At 55.7% G+C, this 18,026-nt stretch carries 19 protein-coding genes, 1 tRNA gene and 1 pseudogene; 13 read left to right on the forward strand and 8 right to left on the reverse strand.

Annotated features, from left to right (window positions below):
- Positions 1 to 45 precede the first annotated feature (45 nt).
- The 8 genes and pseudogenes from DBQ51_RS10890 to DBQ51_RS10920 form a co-directional block, all read left to right on the forward strand.
- Positions 46 to 1,425, forward strand: a complete 1,380-nt coding sequence (locus DBQ51_RS10890; RefSeq protein ID WP_054327855.1) for a sodium:solute symporter family protein — start codon at positions 46 to 48, stop codon at positions 1,423 to 1,425.
- 468 nt (positions 1,426 to 1,893) lie between these two features.
- Positions 1,894 to 2,076: a hypothetical protein gene (locus tag DBQ51_RS10895; protein ID WP_054327857.1), complete on the forward strand. Its 183-nt coding sequence runs from the start codon at positions 1,894 to 1,896 to the stop codon at positions 2,074 to 2,076.
- Between the two features lie 32 nt (positions 2,077 to 2,108).
- On the forward strand, positions 2,109 to 2,261 hold the full coding sequence (locus DBQ51_RS16610; RefSeq protein WP_159068160.1) for a hypothetical protein: 153 nt from the start codon (positions 2,109 to 2,111) through the stop codon (positions 2,259 to 2,261).
- Positions 2,262 to 2,481: 220 nt separating this feature from the next.
- Positions 2,482 to 3,579 (forward strand): HD-GYP domain-containing protein, encoded by a 1,098-nt coding sequence (locus tag DBQ51_RS10900; protein ID WP_107632173.1) that lies wholly within the window; start codon positions 2,482 to 2,484, stop codon positions 3,577 to 3,579.
- Positions 3,580 to 3,616: 37 nt separating this feature from the next.
- Complete coding sequence (locus DBQ51_RS10905) at positions 3,617 to 4,966, forward strand: GGDEF domain-containing protein (protein ID WP_107631577.1); 1,350 nt, start codon at positions 3,617 to 3,619, stop codon at positions 4,964 to 4,966.
- Positions 4,967 to 5,673: 707 nt separating this feature from the next.
- Positions 5,674 to 5,874, forward strand: coding sequence for a helix-turn-helix domain-containing protein (locus tag DBQ51_RS10910; RefSeq protein ID WP_054327036.1), 201 nt, complete (start codon positions 5,674 to 5,676; stop codon positions 5,872 to 5,874).
- 249 nt (positions 5,875 to 6,123) lie between these two features.
- On the forward strand, positions 6,124 to 6,897 hold the full coding sequence (locus DBQ51_RS10915) for a tyrosine-type recombinase/integrase (RefSeq protein ID WP_107631578.1): 774 nt from the start codon (positions 6,124 to 6,126) through the stop codon (positions 6,895 to 6,897).
- 12 nt (positions 6,898 to 6,909) lie between these two features.
- A pseudogene (locus DBQ51_RS10920) lies at positions 6,910 to 7,284 on the forward strand (hypothetical protein); the annotation flags it as partial.
- A 160-nt stretch (positions 7,285 to 7,444) separates the two neighbouring features.
- On the opposite strand, the gene DBQ51_RS10925 reads toward DBQ51_RS10920, so the two are convergent.
- A tRNA-Arg gene (locus DBQ51_RS10925) sits at positions 7,445 to 7,521 on the reverse strand.
- Between the two features lie 272 nt (positions 7,522 to 7,793).
- Between DBQ51_RS10925 and DBQ51_RS10930 the strand changes: the two genes are divergently transcribed.
- Complete coding sequence (locus DBQ51_RS10930; protein WP_407923256.1) at positions 7,794 to 9,179, forward strand: alanine/glycine:cation symporter family protein; 1,386 nt, start codon at positions 7,794 to 7,796, stop codon at positions 9,177 to 9,179.
- Positions 9,180 to 9,213: 34 nt separating this feature from the next.
- Here DBQ51_RS10930 and DBQ51_RS10935 read toward each other — a convergent pair whose 3' ends face one another.
- The 4 genes from DBQ51_RS10935 to pyk form a co-directional block, all read right to left on the reverse strand.
- Positions 9,214 to 9,876 (reverse strand): hypothetical protein, encoded by a 663-nt coding sequence (locus DBQ51_RS10935; protein ID WP_159068161.1) that lies wholly within the window; start codon positions 9,874 to 9,876, stop codon positions 9,214 to 9,216.
- A gap of 99 nt (positions 9,877 to 9,975) precedes the next feature.
- The gene (locus DBQ51_RS10940; protein WP_107631582.1) at positions 9,976 to 11,223 is read right to left on the reverse strand and encodes a M16 family metallopeptidase; all 1,248 of its coding nucleotides are present in this window, start codon (positions 11,221 to 11,223) and stop codon (positions 9,976 to 9,978) included.
- Positions 11,224 to 11,307: 84 nt separating this feature from the next.
- Entirely contained in the window at positions 11,308 to 12,531 is a 1,224-nt protein-coding gene (locus DBQ51_RS10945; RefSeq protein WP_054327031.1) for an LCP family protein, read from the reverse strand.
- Positions 12,532 to 12,538: 7 nt separating this feature from the next.
- Positions 12,539 to 14,002 carry a pyruvate kinase gene (gene pyk / locus DBQ51_RS10950; RefSeq protein WP_054327030.1) on the reverse strand — a complete coding sequence of 488 codons (1,464 nt, stop codon included), beginning with the start codon at positions 14,000 to 14,002 and terminating at the stop codon, positions 12,539 to 12,541.
- 284 nt (positions 14,003 to 14,286) lie between these two features.
- Here pyk and DBQ51_RS10955 point away from each other — a divergent pair, with 284 nt between their 5' ends.
- From DBQ51_RS10955 to DBQ51_RS10970, 4 genes are all read left to right on the forward strand, one after another.
- Entirely contained in the window at positions 14,287 to 15,207 is a 921-nt protein-coding gene (locus DBQ51_RS10955; RefSeq protein WP_107631583.1) for a sugar phosphate nucleotidyltransferase, read from the forward strand.
- Positions 15,208 to 15,224: 17 nt separating this feature from the next.
- Positions 15,225 to 15,734: a hypothetical protein gene (locus tag DBQ51_RS10960; RefSeq protein ID WP_107631584.1), complete on the forward strand. Its 510-nt coding sequence runs from the start codon at positions 15,225 to 15,227 to the stop codon at positions 15,732 to 15,734.
- Between the two features lie 97 nt (positions 15,735 to 15,831).
- Positions 15,832 to 16,068 (forward strand): preprotein translocase subunit SecG, encoded by a 237-nt coding sequence (secG, locus tag DBQ51_RS10965; protein ID WP_054327026.1) that lies wholly within the window; start codon positions 15,832 to 15,834, stop codon positions 16,066 to 16,068.
- A 1-nt stretch (position 16,069) separates the two neighbouring features.
- Entirely contained in the window at positions 16,070 to 16,291 is a 222-nt protein-coding gene (locus tag DBQ51_RS10970; protein ID WP_054327025.1) for a hypothetical protein, read from the forward strand.
- Positions 16,292 to 16,324: 33 nt separating this feature from the next.
- Here the strand turns inward: DBQ51_RS10970 and DBQ51_RS17450 are convergent, their stop codons facing one another.
- The 3 genes from DBQ51_RS17450 to DBQ51_RS10985 form a co-directional block, all read right to left on the reverse strand.
- A complete protein-coding gene (locus DBQ51_RS17450; protein ID WP_107631585.1) occupies positions 16,325 to 17,182 on the reverse strand; it encodes a GIY-YIG nuclease family protein in 858 nt (285 codons plus the stop codon).
- Positions 17,179 to 17,595 (reverse strand): hypothetical protein, encoded by a 417-nt coding sequence (locus DBQ51_RS10980; protein ID WP_054327024.1) that lies wholly within the window; start codon positions 17,593 to 17,595, stop codon positions 17,179 to 17,181. Before DBQ51_RS10980 ends, DBQ51_RS17450 begins: the two co-directional genes overlap by 4 nt.
- An 83-nt stretch (positions 17,596 to 17,678) precedes the next feature.
- The gene (locus tag DBQ51_RS10985; RefSeq protein ID WP_107631586.1) at positions 17,679 to 18,008 is read right to left on the reverse strand and encodes a hypothetical protein; all 330 of its coding nucleotides are present in this window, start codon (positions 18,006 to 18,008) and stop codon (positions 17,679 to 17,681) included.
- Between the last annotated feature and the right edge of the window lie 18 nt (positions 18,009 to 18,026).

Here is an 18,026-nt window from a genome sequence, read left to right on the forward strand (position 1 = left end):
CCTTGCCGTTTGGCAGGGCTCTTTCTGATAAAGGAGTGAAATGCAATGGGGACGATGCACTGGCTTGGCGCGCTGCTGACGCTGGGATTGATTGCAGTGATAGGTGTTCGGGCTGGACGGAAGGTCACAAGCGCCCGCGATTTTGCAATTGGCGGCGGTAAATCTACCGCCGCGATGGTCGCAGGCGCAGTGATCGGCACGCTGGTGGGCGGTTCATCAACGGTCGCAACCTCGCAGCTGGCGTTTGAATACGGCTTTTCGGCGATCTGGTTCAGCTTGGGCGGTGGGATTGGCTGCCTGTTCTTGGCACTGTTTTTTGCGCGGCCTATGCGGAAAAACGGCTACCTGACACTACAGCAAATGATTCAGAGCGAATACGGGCCGCGCGCTGGCTTCCTGTCATCCGTGCTTGGGGCTATCGGTATTTTCCTGAATATAGTCGCTCAGCTGTTGTCGGCAATGGCGCTCCTGTCCGCTGTGGTCGCCTGCCCTCCTTTCGTTACTGCGCTACTGTCCGCCGGCCTGATGATCTGCTATGTATTCTTTGGAGGCATGCGAGGCGCTGGCACAATTGGGCTGATCAAAACAGTGATGCTATACATTTGTGCGATTATATGTGTGGGACTGGTTTTCCGTGAAAGCGGAGGATTGTACGCATTGTATGAAGCGCTGCCGGCCGGGCAGTATTTCAACCTGTTTGCCCGCGGTCTTGGAACAGATGGCGGCGCAGCGCTGTCGCTTGTGCTGGGGGTGCTTTCTACACAGACGTATGCGCAAAGCGTGCTGTCCGCCAAAAGCGACCGCACCGCGGTTCAAGGTGCATTGGCCAGTGCGGTGCTCATCCCGCCTATCGGGCTTGGTGGTGTGCTGATTGGCATGTACATGAAAACCGCGTTCCCTTCAATGGACGCAGCGCAGACTTTTCCGGAGTTTATCCTGCTTTACTTCCCTGGATTTTGGGCAGGGGTATTCCTTGCGGTGCTTCTGGTCGCAATTATTGGCTGTGGCGCTGGCCTGACACTGGGCATCAGTAGCATCGTAACGAATAACCTGTATGCGCGCATTGTGCCTGACAGTACGGACCGGCAGCGGCTATGGGCGGATCGCGTTGCAATAATTGCCGCGCTGCTGCTGGCGGTATTGTTTACCATAGGCGATCTGCAATCGGTCATCCTGCAGTGGAGCTTTATGTCGATGGGCCTGCGGGGCGCGGTGATCTTTCTGCCACTGTGCGGCGCTCTCTTTCTGCCCGGCCGGATCAAGGCGCGGTATGCGGAGCTGTCTATCGTTGCAGGACCGTTATGCGTACTGCTGGGCGAGGTAGTATGCAGGGTGCCGTTTGATCCCCTGTTCATCGGCATGGCAGTCAACTTGTGTATTATGCTGGCTGGATGGGCAGAGGGAAAACGCGGGCTGCGCACCTGATATAGGGGGCAGGTGGCGCTCTTTCCGGTTTCTTTTGTCTGGACGGAATGCGCTGGATAAAAAGAGGCCCCGTTCCCTGCTAACCGGGAACGGGGCCTCTGCTGCGAAAGGAGACAGGTAGGTAACCAATGACAGGAAAGCAACCGTATCCAAAGCGCGGATGCAGCTGATACACTAATGACATTCTTAATCCGATAAAAAGCAGGCAACGCTATTTCAATTGAAACAATGACTTAATCTGGCACGCCATAAGGAATTCGAACCCTCGACCTTTTGGCTTGTAGCCGTTGAGCACACGCGTATTCTACGCAAAGAGTGCTTTAAGACGACGGTTACGAGCGGAAAGGTCTGGGGGTTTCTGCTTTTCTGTGCAATGTTTGCAAGCAGAGCCTTACAGTGCGCACAGTTCATGTTAGCAGTTGCGCACAAAAGTATGTTGAAGTATAAAAATGGAAAGGAAGAAGCCTGATGGCAACCACGGTCTCTCATAAAAAGACGGAACAGGAAAACCGACCGCTACCTACCACCTTCGGTTTGCTACAATACAATAATGATACCTCACTTTTAAAAAGGATACCGCTCGATGTGGCGCTGTCCCAAGGCAGGGTGTACGCTTCGGGTGATACAGTGAGCATCGCGGCCGAACGATAACCTTGGACGATGCTGGCGTCGGAGAGGGTACGATGCAGTCCACGCAGAATGTGACATGGGATACCAAAAACCAATACCTGATGCAGAGAATCACCGATCCTGTGACAGGCTACAGCTTCACCGGCCGGGCGACTACCCCTTCGGGCAAGGTAGTCAAGGAGGACAACGCGCTTGCAGACGACTGATCGACAAGGATGGCAAGACTGTACCGCCTGCATGCCGCCTGAAAGCAGACCTCTTCAGGTTTGAGGTATGAGACTTCAGGATATGATTGGGGGAATTTAATATAATATTAATATGCAAAGCTGTAAAATTATAAAAGGATTTGCCGATTTATATATAAAAGTGGTTGAACGAACCGGCCTTGAAGCTGAAGCAGTTACTGTACAGAAGGGAATATCTCCTATGAAAAAATTGATAGAAAAATGTGATTCCCCACGTGATACTATATTAATTGTGGATGATTCGATAGTAAGCAGGGCAAGCCTGAAGAGCATTTTTGTAAAAGATTACCGTGTGTTGGAAGCAGACGATGGTCTATCTGGTCTCGACATGCTCAAGAACGCAGCGGAAAGACTTGCCGCTGTGATTTTGGATATTGTGATGCCGAGAGCCGATGGCATTCAGGTGCTTCGCATTATGGGACAGATGGGAGTGCTGGACCAGCTTCCGGTATTTCTGATCACAGGAGAGCATAAGGATGAAGTCCTGCGGGAGGCATATGAGCTTGGAGCCATGGACATTATCCCCAAACCTGTAATTCCATACGTTGTGGAAAGACGTGTGAAATCCGTTATCGAGCTGTTCCATTCGCGAAATAACCTGAATGATATTATTGCTGAACAGAGGCAAGCGCTGATGGCTCAGGCGGAACAGCTGTATGAATACGGAGTCGGAATGATAGAAACGCTTTCCACGGTGATTGAGTTTAAGCATGATGAGTCCGGAGGGCATGTCCGACGGCTGCGCGCCATCACAACACATCTCCTGCGTCATACCGCGTTTGGGGAAGGGTTAGAGAATAAGGAAATCGACCTTATCGGTATGGCGGCGATCACACATGATGTGGGGAAGATTGCCATACCGGATCATATTTTGACCAAGCCCGGCCGGTTGACAGAGGAAGAATTTGAAATTATGAAGACGCATACAAGCAAGGGCGCGGATCTGCTCTCCAGCATTACCCCGTTGCGCGATCAGGCGTTTTATGCTTATGCGTATGATGTTGCGTTGCACCACCATGAGAGATGGGATGGGAAAGGCTACCCAGACAGGCTGATGGGTGACGAAATTTCTACCGGCGCACAGACTGTAGCGCTTGCGGATGTGTATGATGCTCTGGTAAGCAAGCGATGCTATAAAAATCCTTACAGCTTTGACGAAGCGGTCAAGATGATCATAAGCGGGCAGTGCGGTGCGTTTAACCCCCAACTGCTCCGATGCTTTCTGGATATTGAAGGGGACTTGCGCAGACTTTACAGCAATCTTGCAAGCGTATCATAAATAAAGTTAAAACACAGTAAAGAGGGTGACAGGCTAAATGAATAGATACTTTGCGGAAAACAGCTATCTGCTGGATGTGCAAAGCGAAATGCAAATCGGCATCTGGACAATAGAACTGCTGGAGGACGGGACATATGTGATGTATGCAGACCATATCATGCAGAAAATTCTCAGTGTGGACAGCACAATCCCACCCAGGGCATGTTATGAGGAGTGGTCAAACCGGATATTTATGACACACACCGAGCTTGTACATCAGGAGATGCAGCGGGCAATGGCAGGGGAAGAGGTGGAGGTTGTTTATCCGTGGGTCAGCCCTGAAAAAGGGCTGATATACGTTCGCGTTGGTGCAAGAAGGGACAGTATGCATTCGGGGAACAGGATATACGGATACTGCCATGATATAACAAAGAAAATAACCAGTGACGAGAGGAATTCCTACTTTTCACGGCTATACCAAAATATTATCCAGACATTCGGCATTCTTTATCAGGGAATATATGTAGTCAACTATATCAGCCGTGATGTGCTGCCGATACGCAGCGCATTACATTGTAATATCAGCGAGCATCATATGCTAACAGTGGAAAAATTTATTTCAGAAATGGCGGAGGTATTTGGAGCTGAAACTGCTGAGGAGATCAAAGAAAATATAGCATCATATAAACTTGCTGATAGTTCGCAAACAAAGGGGAAATTATACAGCAAAGAGTGCTGCATGAAATCCGGTAAAGAAGGCGCATGGTTTGAATTGATAATATGCAGAGATGCCATATCGGACAACGAAAACATTATATTGGCATTCAGAGATATTAGCACCAGCAAGAAGCAGGAAGTGTACACCCAGTCGGCTATGGAACAACTGAAAGCACAGAGTAATACGGATATGCTGACGGGTATACATAACCGCCGCTTTTTTGAAAAACGCATAAACCTGTTTTTGGAGGATGGATGCTGTTCAGGCGCATTTTTGATGCTGGATCTCGATAATTTCAAAAGTGTAAACGACACATTTGGCCACACGCAGGGAGACCTGTTGCTCATGCAGACGGCTGATATTCTGCGGCACACTTGCCGGAACGATGACGTAGTAGCAAGGTTTGGTGGAGACGAGTTTGCGATTTTTCTGCAAAATGTAAGCAGTGAGGGGGTCATCCATTTTTGTAACCGCCTTATGCACCGGCTGAGGCACACCTATGACCGTGATGGAAAAACAATAACTGTGAGCGCTTCTATAGGGGTAGCTCTGTGTGTACAGCCGGGAATATCATTCAAAGAGCTATATCGACGTGCTGATAAAGCACTGTACTGCTCTAAAGCCGCAGGAAAGGGCAGGGCTACTTTTTATGAGGATGAGGACTGTCGCCATGCGGAACGGATAGGTTAGCATATAAAAAGACAGACGTTTGAGATAGGGCACGGTATAGTAATGTATGAATTTTAAAAATAGGTTCAAAAGTATGTAAATATGGAAATAACATCACCAAACTCCAACTATTCAATGGATTTGGTGTTTTTTGTAGCATAGTTTTTTTGTTCTAAAAAAGTATACTTTTTCGAATTACTAAGCCATGCGTTGTAAACTTCAAAAAGTGGAGGCGAGCATTCTCGACGTGCATCTTTTTGCGCGACTACACTTTTTTATTTCTCAGGTTGCTTTCAATGAGCGTGTCCCTCCAGGCATAAGCGTAAAATAAATAATTAGAAAAGACATACAGTTGGAACAACCTCCAACCCTATGTGCTAATTAAGTTATGCACTTCTTTTCGATTACCAAGATAGACGACCCTGAGCCTTTTGTAATCTCTTCAACTTAGGGTGCTGGCCGCAGTGGTCAAAATAGGGCGTGAATTCCCACTCCAGCGTTAGCTGCACCGGGGACAAACATAGTAATCATAACCATTCGGTAATACCATCACTTATTTAAAAAAATCGTATTAAAATTAAGTATAAATTTTGAACCCCGAACCGAGCGTCTTTGCATTTACTGCCCTTATTGTTATAATAGACCTGCCAACGTATCAAAATTCTGCTTAAAGGAGGCGTGTTACGGTAAGGGCGGTGCATCGGGCGCTGTCTACAGGAGGGACACATATGGAAGAAAACATATTGCAGGAACAGGACGTAGAGAAGAAAACCTATTCCGTACCGGAAATGGCGAAGATCCTTGCGATTAGCAAGCGGAGCGCATATCAGCTATGCAGCCGCACCAGCGACTTCCGCGTGCTGCACGTCGGCCGAACGGTCCGGATCCATAAAGAGTCGTTTGACCGCTGGTTTTCATCATGTTTCTGACCTGCCTATTCTGTGGAGGCAATCATGGCAACGTTAAAAAAGAGGCAACAAATATGCTGTCATTTATGATTATTATGACGCAGATGGGAAAAGGCGCCAAAAGTGGGAAGCCTTTGGCCGAAAAGAAGATGCAGAAAAATTCAGGAAGAAAATCGAGTATCAAAAGGTCCGTAATACATTCCTGACACCATCGGATCAAACGGTAGAGGAATGCCTGATGTCATGGGCGAGCTTGTATGACAAATCGAAATGGTCATGCAGCATTGTGCATCTCTCCTGGCTTTGCTCCGCAATCATATTATTCCGGAAATCGGACGGATACCTGTACAGAAACTACAGCCGATACATGTTGAAATGCTTTACAACACTCTGCGAACGAAAAAATGTGGCGGCGCAAAGGGACACGCCGAAGACAAGGGCAGGATTCCTTGTCTTTCGGCAACTACCTTGCGGCACATCCATACGCTGCTCAAAACCGCTTTTGACAAAGCAGTGGATTGGAAAATCATTGAAGAAAATCCGGTCACCTGCGATGCACCTAAAAAAGCAAAAACTGAGCGCCACATCTGGACAGCGGAAATGGTAAAGCAGGCACTTGATGGCATTGAAAATCCGCAGCTTCATCTTGCGGTACACCTTGCGTTCATTTGCTCGCTCCGGATCGGCGAAACAGTTGGTCTGACATGGGACGATATTGATTTTGACAAAAATCTGATTCATGTCCACCGCACACTTCAACGTGTAAGCAGAGAATCGCTGCAATTTATACCGCAGGATGACATTATCCACATTTTCCCCAGTAAAATCGCGAACACCAATTCCACGCTTGTACTCAAGCTTCCGAAAACTGCAAACAGCAACCGTATCATTTACCTGACGCCGGCCCTCCGGCGGGAGCTTATGCTGCGCAAGGCAATGGCTGCAAAGCAGCGAGCTTTTGCCGGAGAGGAATACTACGATATCAATTTAGTGTTTGCATTGGAGGACGGTTTCACAGTGGAACCGAAGCTGTGCGAGAAATAGTTCAAACTTTGGCAGAAGCGAAGTGAACTGGATCTGCCGCCTTTGATCTTTCATGAACTCCGGCATTCCAGCGCGACCTATAAGCTGCTTGAAAGCGGCGGTGATGTAAAATTGGTACAGGGCGATATGGGACATGCCTCTGCAATAGTATCGCTTAATACTTATGCGCTTACTCAGGACAATCGCCGGCGGGCTTTGGCCGAAAAAATTGCGCAAGAGTTTTATGGTGACCATACAGAAAATGAGCGTCAGGATCAGTTAATGCAGATTCTCGATGAAGATCCTGAAATGAAGAAAAAGTTGCTGGAAGCACTGCTTGCAGAGCGTGCACAAAAAAGCGATGTTAGCAATCTGTTAGCAGTTCGCCCGCAGGCAAGGAGAAAATGAACGAAAGGAAGTATCCATCAAAAGGGTAGCCAAACACCTTTGCTAACAAACTGCTAACAGGATAGAGGCGGTTTTATGCTGGCACCCAAATTTGTAAGCTTCTAAAAAGTTAAAAAACAAGCGATTTCCGAAGAAACCGCTTGTTTTCCACAAGAAAAAGTGGTACGCCAGAAGGGATTCGAACCCCCGACCTTTTGGTTCGTAGCCAAACACTCTATCCAGCTGAGCTACTGGCGCAAATTATTAACTTGTGGCACCCCCGAGGGATACAACGCAGTTTCGACTGCCTAAATAGGATACCATAATTCGGTGGGGGTGTCAATTGTTTTTTTCAAAAAACAGAACAAAATTTATGAACCGCTTTCCTCGTCGCCCGGCAGCTTACAGGAGAAAGGCTGCGCGGGGATTCTTGCCAATTCGTAAAAAATGCGATATAATACAAAGCATACTGCGGGGCTGCACGATTCCGTGCGTACGTGGCTTCGTGGAAGTGAAAAAGGGGATCGGCTGTGGAGAAATTTTCTAACCTTGTGTCGGCGATAGACAATTGGATCTGGGGGCTGCCCATGATCGTCCTGCTGCTTGGCACACATCTGTTCATGACGGTGCGCACAGGCTTTATCCAACGCAAGACATTGACCGGCATCCGTCTGTCGCTGACGAAGGATCCGGATTCGCCGGGTGACGTGAGCCAATTCCAGGCGCTGACGACCGCGCTGGCCTCGACCATCGGCACGGGCAATATCGTGGGCGTGGGGACGGCGGTATTCCTCGGCGGGCCGGGCGCGGTGCTGTGGTGCTGGCTGACCGGTGTGTTTGGCATTGCGACCAAATACGCGGAAAGCCTGATTGCCGTCAAATACCGTGTGCAGACAAAGGATGGACGGATGCAGGGTGGCGCCATGTATGCGCTGGAGCGCGGCCTGCATATGAAGTGGCTGGGCGTGGTGTTCGCCGCGTTTGCCATGCTGGCCTCATTCGGCATCGGCTGCGGCACGCAGATCAACGCAATTTCCGAGATCATTCAGGGCAACAGCCCGATCTACATCCCGCCGCTGGCCATTGGTATCGTATTCGCGGCAATCACGGCGGTGGTCATCATCGGCGGCATCAAATCGATCGCGGTCGTGTGTGAAAGGCTGGTTCCACTTATGGCCGCGTTCTATGTGGTGGGCTGCGTTGTTATCCTGTGCATCAACTGGGATTTTATCCTGCCAGCGCTGCAGGCGATCTTTACGCTGGCGTTCCAGCCCGGCGCCGTGGCCGGCGGACTGACCGGCGGAGGCATCCGCCTGGCGATGCAGTACGGCGTGGCGCGCGGACTGTTCTCCAACGAATCCGGCATGGGCTCCGCGCCTCTGGTCGCCTCGGCCGCACAGACGCGCAATCCGGTGCGGCAGGCGCTGGTTTCCTCAACTGGCACGTTTTGGGACACGGTGGTGGTGTGTCTGATGACCGGCCTGGTGCTGGTAACGACCGTGATGAAAAACCCGGGCATCAACATGGACCAGTTTGCGGATGGCGGCCAGATGACAACGGCGGCGTTTTCCCAGATTCCGGTGCTTGGGCCGCTGATTCTGGTGGTTGGCATCATCACATTTGCCTATTCCACGATTCTGGGCTGGTCGTATTACGGCGAGCGCTGCTGTGAATACCTGTTTGGGGCCAAGGGCATGCTGCCCTATAAGCTGGCGTTCATCTTGGTCATCGTGATCGGGCCGGTGCTTTCCCTCGACCTTGCTTGGACGGTAGCGAACATTCTGAACGCGCTTATGGCGGTACCCAACCTGATTGCGGTATTGCTGCTGTCTGGCGTGATTGCGCGAGAGACCAGGCATTACCTGAACCATCTGGATGAAAAAGACGAAGCCGAAATACCGGTCGTTGACCGGTAAAGAAAAAGCCGTCCGCACCTGCGGACGGCTTTTGTCATATCTGTGGGATCTGGTCGAAAAACGTAACGGTGTAGGCTTCGGTAAAGGCAGCGCTGCGGAACCGCTCAAGCTGCTCGGGATCGTTCTCCAGCGTCTCGCCCAGCGCAAACAGCGCCAGCGAGTCATCGTCCCGTATCGTGCGGATGAGCAGAGGGATTTCCTGGCCGTAAGTGATGGTAAGCGGTTCTGTCTGACTGCTTGCGCCGACTGCGGCGGATCCGGGCAGGCCCTCCGGAAGCTGGGGCGCCGGATGGCTGTAGCCAAGCCCGCCCTCCGCGCGGACATAAAACGTGTAGGCGCCGTCCTCCCCTAGGGTCAGGGAGAGACGCCCCGCGGCATCAAGCGGCGTTTCGTCAAAGGCGCCCGGGGAGAAAGAATCGTCCTTTTCCCATTCGAGCGCATCGTTTAACAGGTAACGTGAGAAAAAGATCGCGTGCAGGTTTCCGTCCGTCTGGTAGTCATACAGGGTGAATGAGGCGCTGCTCGGTACATCCACACCCGCGAGCCAAAGCAGTTCGGTTTCTTCTTCCGTCAGGCTGACCGGTGACAGGCGCATGTCAGCCCCAGCCCTGTCATCATCAGACGGTACCGAGCTGCAGCCGGAAAGCGGGCAGCACAGCAGGCAGGCGGCTGCCAATATGGATAAAAGTCTCCTCATTTTCATTCTCTCCCCACAAAACAACGCTTCCGTTTACTCTCTGTGTGTATAGTATACCAGAACAGGGGGGATGTCAAGAGACGGGGAGGAGGCTGGCCGTTACTGCAGCAGCGCGCGGTAGGTCTCCTGCTTTTCTGGCTGCCCGACCACGGCGAGCGAGGCCTGCGAAAAGTCGAACACACGGCGCGCGAGCGCAAGCAGGTCGTCGGCCGTGACCCGATCATAAGCGCCGAGCACCTGCTCGATCGCGGAAACCTCTCCGCGCAGCAGCTCGCTGCGGCCAATGGTCATCATGCGGGTGCCGGTGCTTTCCAGCCCCATGAGCAGGTTGGTCTTGACCTGCTCACGGCAGCGGGACAGCTCATCCGGCTCCGGACCGTTATCGCAGAATTCATGCAGCTCGCGCACGATCAGCGCAAGCGCTTTCTGCTCGGTTTCCGGACCGAGGCCGGTGTAGATCGAGAACAGGCCGGTATCCAGATGCGGGGTGGTGAAGGTATAGACCGAATAGCAGAGGCCGTTCTGCTCGCGCACGCTTTGGAACAGGCGGGAGGACATGCCGCCGCCCAAGATGGAGCTTAACAGGTTCATGGCGAAGCGCTCCTCGGACAGAAGCGAAACGCCGGGGAAGGACAGGCACAGGTGGTTCTGCTCGATCTCCTTTTCGCGCAGCACCAGGCTGGGCTGGTAAGCGGCGGGCGTGATCTGGTTGCGGCCCTCGCCCTCCATATGGGAGAATAACTCCGCGATGTAATCCAGGTCCTCCTCCGTGAAGTGGCCGGAAACGGATACCACGGTGTCCGCGGGGCGGTAATAGCGGCGCATGTAGTCGTGCATGGCTTCCGAGTTGATCGTCTGCAGCGTTTCGGCCGTGCCGAGGATGGGCCGGCCGAGCGCCGAGCCGGCGTAGCAGGCCTCAAATAGCTTGTCGATCGCCACGTCCTCCGGCGAGTCCTCGTACATATCGATCTCCTCCAGCACGACGCCCCGCTCCAGGTCGATATCCTCCTGCGCGAAGCGGGAGTGCATGAACATATCGGCCAGGATGGAAACGCCGGTCTGCAGGCGCTTGTCCAGCACCTTCATGTAGTAGCAGGTGCATTCCTTGTCTGTGAATGCGTTGGCCTGTCCGCCAAGCGCGTCGATCGCGATGGCGATATGCCGGGCGGAGCGCTTGTCCGTACCCTTGAAGATCATGTGCTCGATAAAGTGCGAGATGCCGCCGAGCGCGGCCGGCTCATAGCGGCTGCCGTTGCCGACCCAGATGCCGACGGACGCGGTGCGCACAGTGTCGATCCGCTCGGTAATCAGGCGCACGCCGTTGGGGAGAACACGTTTCACATACATAGCAGAGGTCTTCCTTTTTTCTCAGAATTCTGAAATAAGGGGGTATGATCGTGTGTCATACCCCCTTGCATCGATCATATTGACTTAATAATACACCCGTTTTCCGCTTTCGTCCAGATAATAGCGGTCTCCGTCGGAATCGTAATAATCGCCGGTTTCCTCGTCGTACCAGCCGCCCTCCTCCGCGAGGGAGGCTGGGTCCTCGGCGCTGCCGGACGAAAGCGAATCGTCCGTGGTCATGGGGCCGGTCGGCGGCTCATCAAAATCGATGCCGCCCATGGGGCCGGCACCGTCCGTGCCGGAACCGTTGCCTGCATCCGTGCCGTTGGCGGCGTGGGAGCCTGAGGTATCGCCGGGGAAAACGTCGTTATAAATATACTCGTGGATATGGTCCGCGGCGACATCCAGGTCGTACAGGATATATTCGCCGGACGAGCCGTAGTAGTTCCACTCCCCGTCCAGCGGGACGCGGGTGTGCTCCAGTGCAGGCATGCCGTTCCTGACCGCGCCGACGATGAGCGGCGCGATCTCGGTCGGGGAAAGCGAGGTCGTCACATAGGGCATCAACTTCTGCATCAGGCCGATCAACCTGCTGGCGCTCAGGGACTGGACCTTGTCAAACAGCGCGTTCAGCACGATTGACTGTCGCTCCACGCGCCCCCAGTCGTCGCCGGTTCCGCCCTTGCGGATACGCCCGTAGCACAGCGCCTGCACGCCGTCCAGCGTCTGCAGGCCGGCGCTTTGCACGCTCTGGAAGGTCTGCCCCTGTTCCAGGCCGTAATCACGGATGACGCGGTTCAGCTCGTCCAGCTCATAATCCTGCACGTCGATCTCAACGCCTTCCATCGCGTTGATGATCTCGACGAGCTGGTTGAAGTTGACCGCGATATAGTCCGTAATATCCGTGCCGAAGCTCTCGTTTATGGTGCGTATAGCAAGGCTCGGCCCGCCGTAGAAGTAGGCCTCATTGAGTTTGGTCTCGCCGTATCCGTCGATCGAGACAAGCGAATCGCGCATGAGCGAGATCAGCTTGATCTTGCCGCGCGTGTTGTCCACCGTGACGATCATCATGGTGTCCGAGCGGCAGTTCTCCTCCTCCGGACGGACGTCCAAGCCGAACAGGGCGATATTGGTGATGTTCTCGTCCGCCTTAACGCCGGCGGCGAGGTCCGCCTCAAACAGGGAGGAATCGCGGTTGTAGCCGAAAAACATCCGGTACAGGTACAGGCCCAGACAGGCCAAGATGGAAATGACCACAAGCACGGTGAGCACGCGCACGAGGCTGCGCTGGAAGCGTTTTACCGACATGGGAAGATCAGTCCTGGAAGCCGTGTGCGAGAAGCTCCTCCGTGAGCTGCAGCACACGCAGACTGTTGGTGTAGTTGACCTTGCCGATCGGCACACCGGCGGTGACCGTCATAATATCGCCGGCCTCGAGTCCGCAGGACGCGACCGCCGCCTTGGCGGAAAGCTCGAACAGCTCCGCGTCCGAGGACGGGCGGTTGGGGACGAGCACCGGCGTGACGCCCCAGGACATGGTCAGGCGGTGGTAGGTCTTTTCGGACGGGGTGGCGCCGATGATGGCCGCGCCCGGGCGGTAGGTCGATACGGCGCGCGCGCTCATGCCGGAGTCGGTGAAGGCGACGATGCACTTCGCGCCGAGGTCGTGCGTGGTCGAGCAGGTCGCGTGCGCGATGGCGTTGGTTTTGGGGTCGCCGCCGACGTTCATGTTCTGGAATTCCAAGCGGGTGGTGCGGCGGCGGTCGTAGTGGATGGTGCGCTCCGCGTTCTCCGCGATGCGGCTCATGGTGGCGACCGTCTCGACCGGATACTTGCCGACCGAAGTTTCGCCGGACAGCATGATGGCGCTGGTGCCGTCGTAAACGGCGTTGGCAACGTCGGAAACCTCGGCGCGGGTCGGGCGCGGGTTTTTGGCCATGGATTCGAGCATCTGGGTCGCGGTCACGACGCGCTTGCCGCGCGAGATACAGGTTTTGATGATGTTCTTCTGGATCTCGGGCAGCTCCTCGAACGGGACCTCAACGCCCAGGTCGCCGCGGGCGACCATGACGCCGTTGGCCTCGTCCAGGATCTCCTGGATGTTGTTGACGCCTTCCATATTCTCGATCTTGCAGATGATCTCGACATCCTCCTTACCGTGCGCCTTGAGGATGGCCTTGAGGTCGCGCACGTCCTGCGCGCTGCGGGTAAAGGAGGCGGCGATGAAATCAATGCCCTGGGTCAGGCCGAACTCAATATCCTCGCGGTCCTTGTCGGAGACGAACTTCATGTTCAGCTTGATGCCGGGTACGTTGATGGACTTGCGGTTGGACAGCGGGCCGCCGTTGAGCGCCTTACACACAATGTCGGTGCCGTTTTTGATCTCCACCACGTCGAACGCCACCAAGCCGTCGTCGATCAGGATGCGGGTGCCGGGCTTGACGTCGTTCGGCAGGCCGTCATAGGTGATGGAAACGATCGTATTGTCGCCTTCGATATCGCGGGTGGTCAGGGTGAATTCCTGCCCCTCCACGATTTCGATTTTGCCGTCCTGGTATGTCTTGGTCCGGATCTCCGGCCCCTTGGTATCGAGCATGATGCCGACCGGCATGCCAAGCGCCGCGCGCGCGGCCTTTACGGCGTCCATGCGCGCCTTGTGCTCCTCGTGGGAGCCGTGGCTGAAGTTCATACGGGCAACGTTCATGCCCGCCTTAATCATTTCGGGCAGGACCGCGTCGGTCGCGGGGCCGAGCGTGCAAATAATCTTTGTTTTACGCATCGAAACAAAATCCTCTCTCTACAGATCGCGTTTTACACTCTGATATATTTTTAACGGCAATATTTTAACAGTTTTCCCCTGATTTTGCAATCGTCCGCAAGGCCTTTTGCGGATTTTCATGTTTTTCTACAAAAAACCCGAAGCGGTGTGCAAACATCTTGTGTTTTCTGATACGGTCTTGTATAATAATAAAGTATGCCAAAAGGATGGCAAATTAAACGCGGAAAAGCGGGACGATGCGGCGCGGGAAAGGGCCGTGCCTGTCAGGGAAGAGGGAGCAAGCGATGCAAAAACCGGTTTTGGTGATCATGGCCGCGGGCATGGGGTCGCGCTACGGCGGACTCAAGCAGATCGATCCGGTCGGCCCGGGCGGGCAGATCATTCTGGATTATTCGATTTACGACGCGCACCGGGTGGGCTTTGAACGGGTGGTGTTCATCATCCGGCCGGAGCTGCACGAGGCGTTTGAGCGTGCGATCGGACAAAAGGCGCGCCGTTTCATGCAGGTGGAGTATGCCTATCAGACGCTCGACCGCTTGCCCGCGGGGCTGGCGGCGCCGGCGGGCAGGGAAAAGCCGCTCGGCACGGCGCACGCGGTCTGGTGCGCGAAGGAGCTGGCCGGCGGCTGCCCGATCGCGGTCATTAACGCGGATGATTTTTATGGGGCGGACGCGTTTCGGCAGATTTATGCCTATCTCTCGTCGGCGGCGGACGACGAAAAATACCGCTACTGCATGGTCGGTTATCGGGTGGAGAATACGCTGACGGAAAACGGCACGGTTTCCCGTGGTGTCTGCACGGCGGACGGGGACGGGTTCCTGACCAGCATCGTCGAGCGCACCGCGATCGCGCGCGCCGCGGACGGTGCGATCGTCTATGCCGCGGACGGGGACGCGCCGGCCGGCGCCATTCCGGAGGGGACGCCGGTTTCCATGAACCTTTGGGGCTTTACCCCCTCGTTTCTGCCCGCGCTCGACCAGGGGCTGCGCCGCTTTTTTGCGGAAAAGCTGCCGCTCAACCCGATGAAAGGCGAATACTACCTGCCGTTTGCCGTGGACGAGCTGATCGAAGCGGGGCGCGCCTCGGCCAAGGTGCTGACGACGGACGCGCGCTGGTTCGGCGTGACCTATCGGGAGGATAAGCCGGTGGTCAGCGCCGCGATCGCGGATATGACAAGGCGGGGTGAATACCCGCCCGACCTGTGAGCGGAAGAAGGATGGATATGGATTTTTCAACCGAATTTGTTGCGTTCCGCGACAGACTGCAAGAAGGACAGGACGAGGCGTTCGTTTCGCGGCGGAACGTCGAGGTCGCGGGCCGCACGGCAGCGCTGCTGAGCAGCTTCAGCGTCAGCAGCGAGCGCAAGATCCTCGGCATTATGCCGACCGGCAGCACCACCCATGCGCATGAGTACCGGCTGCTGTTCGCCGCGCCCGATCTGGAGGAAGCGGCGCTGGACGGGTGGTGGACATACGCCGCGGAGGCCGAGGACGCGCTGGTGCAGGCGGACGCACAGCACAGCTTTTCCCTGGTTTCGCTGATACTGGTTACCGGTCCCGCCGATAAGGCGCTGCAGAAAAAAATTAAAAAGCTGTCCGCGGAGCGGCATTACGAGGGGGAGCAGGGCGGCTGGTCGACGATCCGGCTCGCGGTGGTGGACCTTGTCGGCCGCAAGGTGTATGCAAACGTGGCCGGAGACCCCTTGAAAGGCATTTTGAAGCCTTTTTTGTAAAAAAACACTTGAAAAACCGGCGTTCGTGTGATATAGTACCATGTACGCAAGTAAAACGCGCGGCACCGCGCGATAAAATAATGGAGGAATAAAAGCCATGACTACTGCACAAATCGCTCTTTCAATCGTAATGATTGTCGCCAGCCTGTTCCTGATTGTCGTTGTACTGCTCCAGAATGGCGCGCAGCAGGGCCTGGGTGCGATCTCCGGCGGCGCGGAAACGTTCTTCGGCTCCGGCAAGGCGACCGCGGCGGATAAGATCTTCGCGCGCCTGACCTCGGTTGTCGGCGTGATCTTCGTGATCGCGGCGCTCGTACTCAACCTGATCCACTGAGATGGAAACCGTGCAGCGTGTGCTGCTCGTCATGTTCGCCGCATTCGCGGGGCTGACGATCTTTCAGCAGCTTCGGTACGGCATGATCTGCGGCCGCACCGAACAGGCGGACAAGCAGGAGGATCCCAAGGCGAGGGCGTGCCGCCAGCGGGCGGTCGTGTATGCGGTCTGCGCCGCGGCCTGCCTGGGGTGCAATATTGTGCTTGGCGCAATGGGCAAATGAATGGAAAAAGGGCTGTCCGAGGGATAGCCCTTTTTATTTTGCGCTTTCGGGGGCGAGTAGCGTCTGCAGCGCGCTGCGGACACCCTCCCACTCCGCGTCGTGCAGGCAGCACAAGTTTTCGTGCGGGATGGTCAGGCGGCTCCCGTCCGCGCGCCGCCCCATGAGCGGCGCGGCGCCTTCATACGCGGCGGCGAAGACGTCCAGCGGGACAAAAGCCATGCCCACGACCTCGCTGCCCGGCGAGAAAGCCGGTATGCCGTCCAAACGGGTCAGGAAAGCGAACGCCAACTCATCGTCAAAGCCGCCGCTCTCGCCGCGCGGGTAGCGCTGGCGGTAGCTGCCGCCCGAAACCAGACTGTCGGGGGACAGGTCCAGCCCAATCTCCTCGCGCGCCTCGCGCAGAACGGCGGCTTCGGGCGTTTCGCCGGGGTCGATGTGTCCGGTCGAGGAGAGATCGTACCCGCCGGGATAGAGCGGGCGGTCAAACGCCCGCTGCTGCAGCCACAACCCGGGCGTGCCGTCCCACCGGCCGGCCGTCCACAGGTGGCAGACGTGATGGAACAACCCCTGTGCATGTACGACCGCGCGCGGCCGGTCGCCGCAGGGCCGTCCGTCGGCGTCGTAAATGGTGAGCAGCTCTCCGTCCGCCTGGCTCTGGATGAGCGCGAGCTTCTGCGGGCGCGGCAGCCGCTTGAGCGCCGCTTCGCGGCGCATGGCCTCCCCTTGCGTGCCGAACAGCTCGCTGTAGGCCAGGGTGACCGGCCCGCGGCCGCGCGTGTATTTCGCACCCCTTCCGCTGTTGTGCGCGGCGAGGCGGGCGGTCAGATCGTTGGTCCAGCCGCAGTACAGTGTGCCGTCCGCGCAGCGCAGGATATAGGTGTACGCCCTCATCGGTGCGAGCGGATGTCGCGCTGGGCGACGACCCGACAGCCCCGGGCTTCCAGCAGCGCGCGCACCTTGGCGCGGCTTTTTTCACTGCTTCCGCTGGCGGAAACGAGCAGCGCCTCCACCTCCGCGCCGCGCGGGAGCAGGCCGGCGATGCTGTTGAACGGCGGCGCGGGGAAGCCGCCCCAGACCGGCGCCATCAGGACGATGTGCCCGTAGCCGGTCAGGTCGGGCGCTTCCGACAGCGGCACGCTTTTCTGGCGCATGGCGGCGTGGCAGCCGCGGACAAGCGCGGAAAACGGGTTGTATTTTTTCTCCGGCACGGCTTCGAACAGGTCCGCGCCGCGCGCATTCGCTTCCGCACGGGCGAACGAGCGCGTCGCACCGCCGAGGGAGAAATAAACGACAGCGGTTTTCATGGAAAGATTTCCTCCTTTGCTTTGGGGACAAGGGAATATCGCGCAAAAAAGCAGCAGGCAGGGCTCGCCGGCTGCTTTTTGCGTTATTTACTGTTCTGGGATGCGTCCGTCTCGCGCTTTTTGTACACCATGCGGGAGATCAGGTAGCCGGCTGCGGCGCATACGATCACGCACATAGTGGAGTCCAACTGGACATCAAACAGGATGCCGGCAAAGCCGCACAGGAGAAAACCGAATGCGACGCCCAGCGCCGTGCCGCGGAAGCAGGTGCGCGGCATGCCGAATACGCGGTCCTCGGCGGGGCTTTCTGGTTGCTCCGGCTCGCCGGTTTCCGCGGCTTCGGCGGGTGCGGCCGCCTGGTTTTCTTTGGCGGTGTTTTCCTCGTCCTGCAGGGGCTGCTGGTTTTCATTCATAAGGGGGACACATCCTCT

The organism is Agathobaculum massiliense, from assembly GCF_900291975.1.
Classification (GTDB): Bacteria; Bacillota; Clostridia; order Oscillospirales; family Butyricicoccaceae; genus Agathobaculum; species Agathobaculum ammoniilyticum.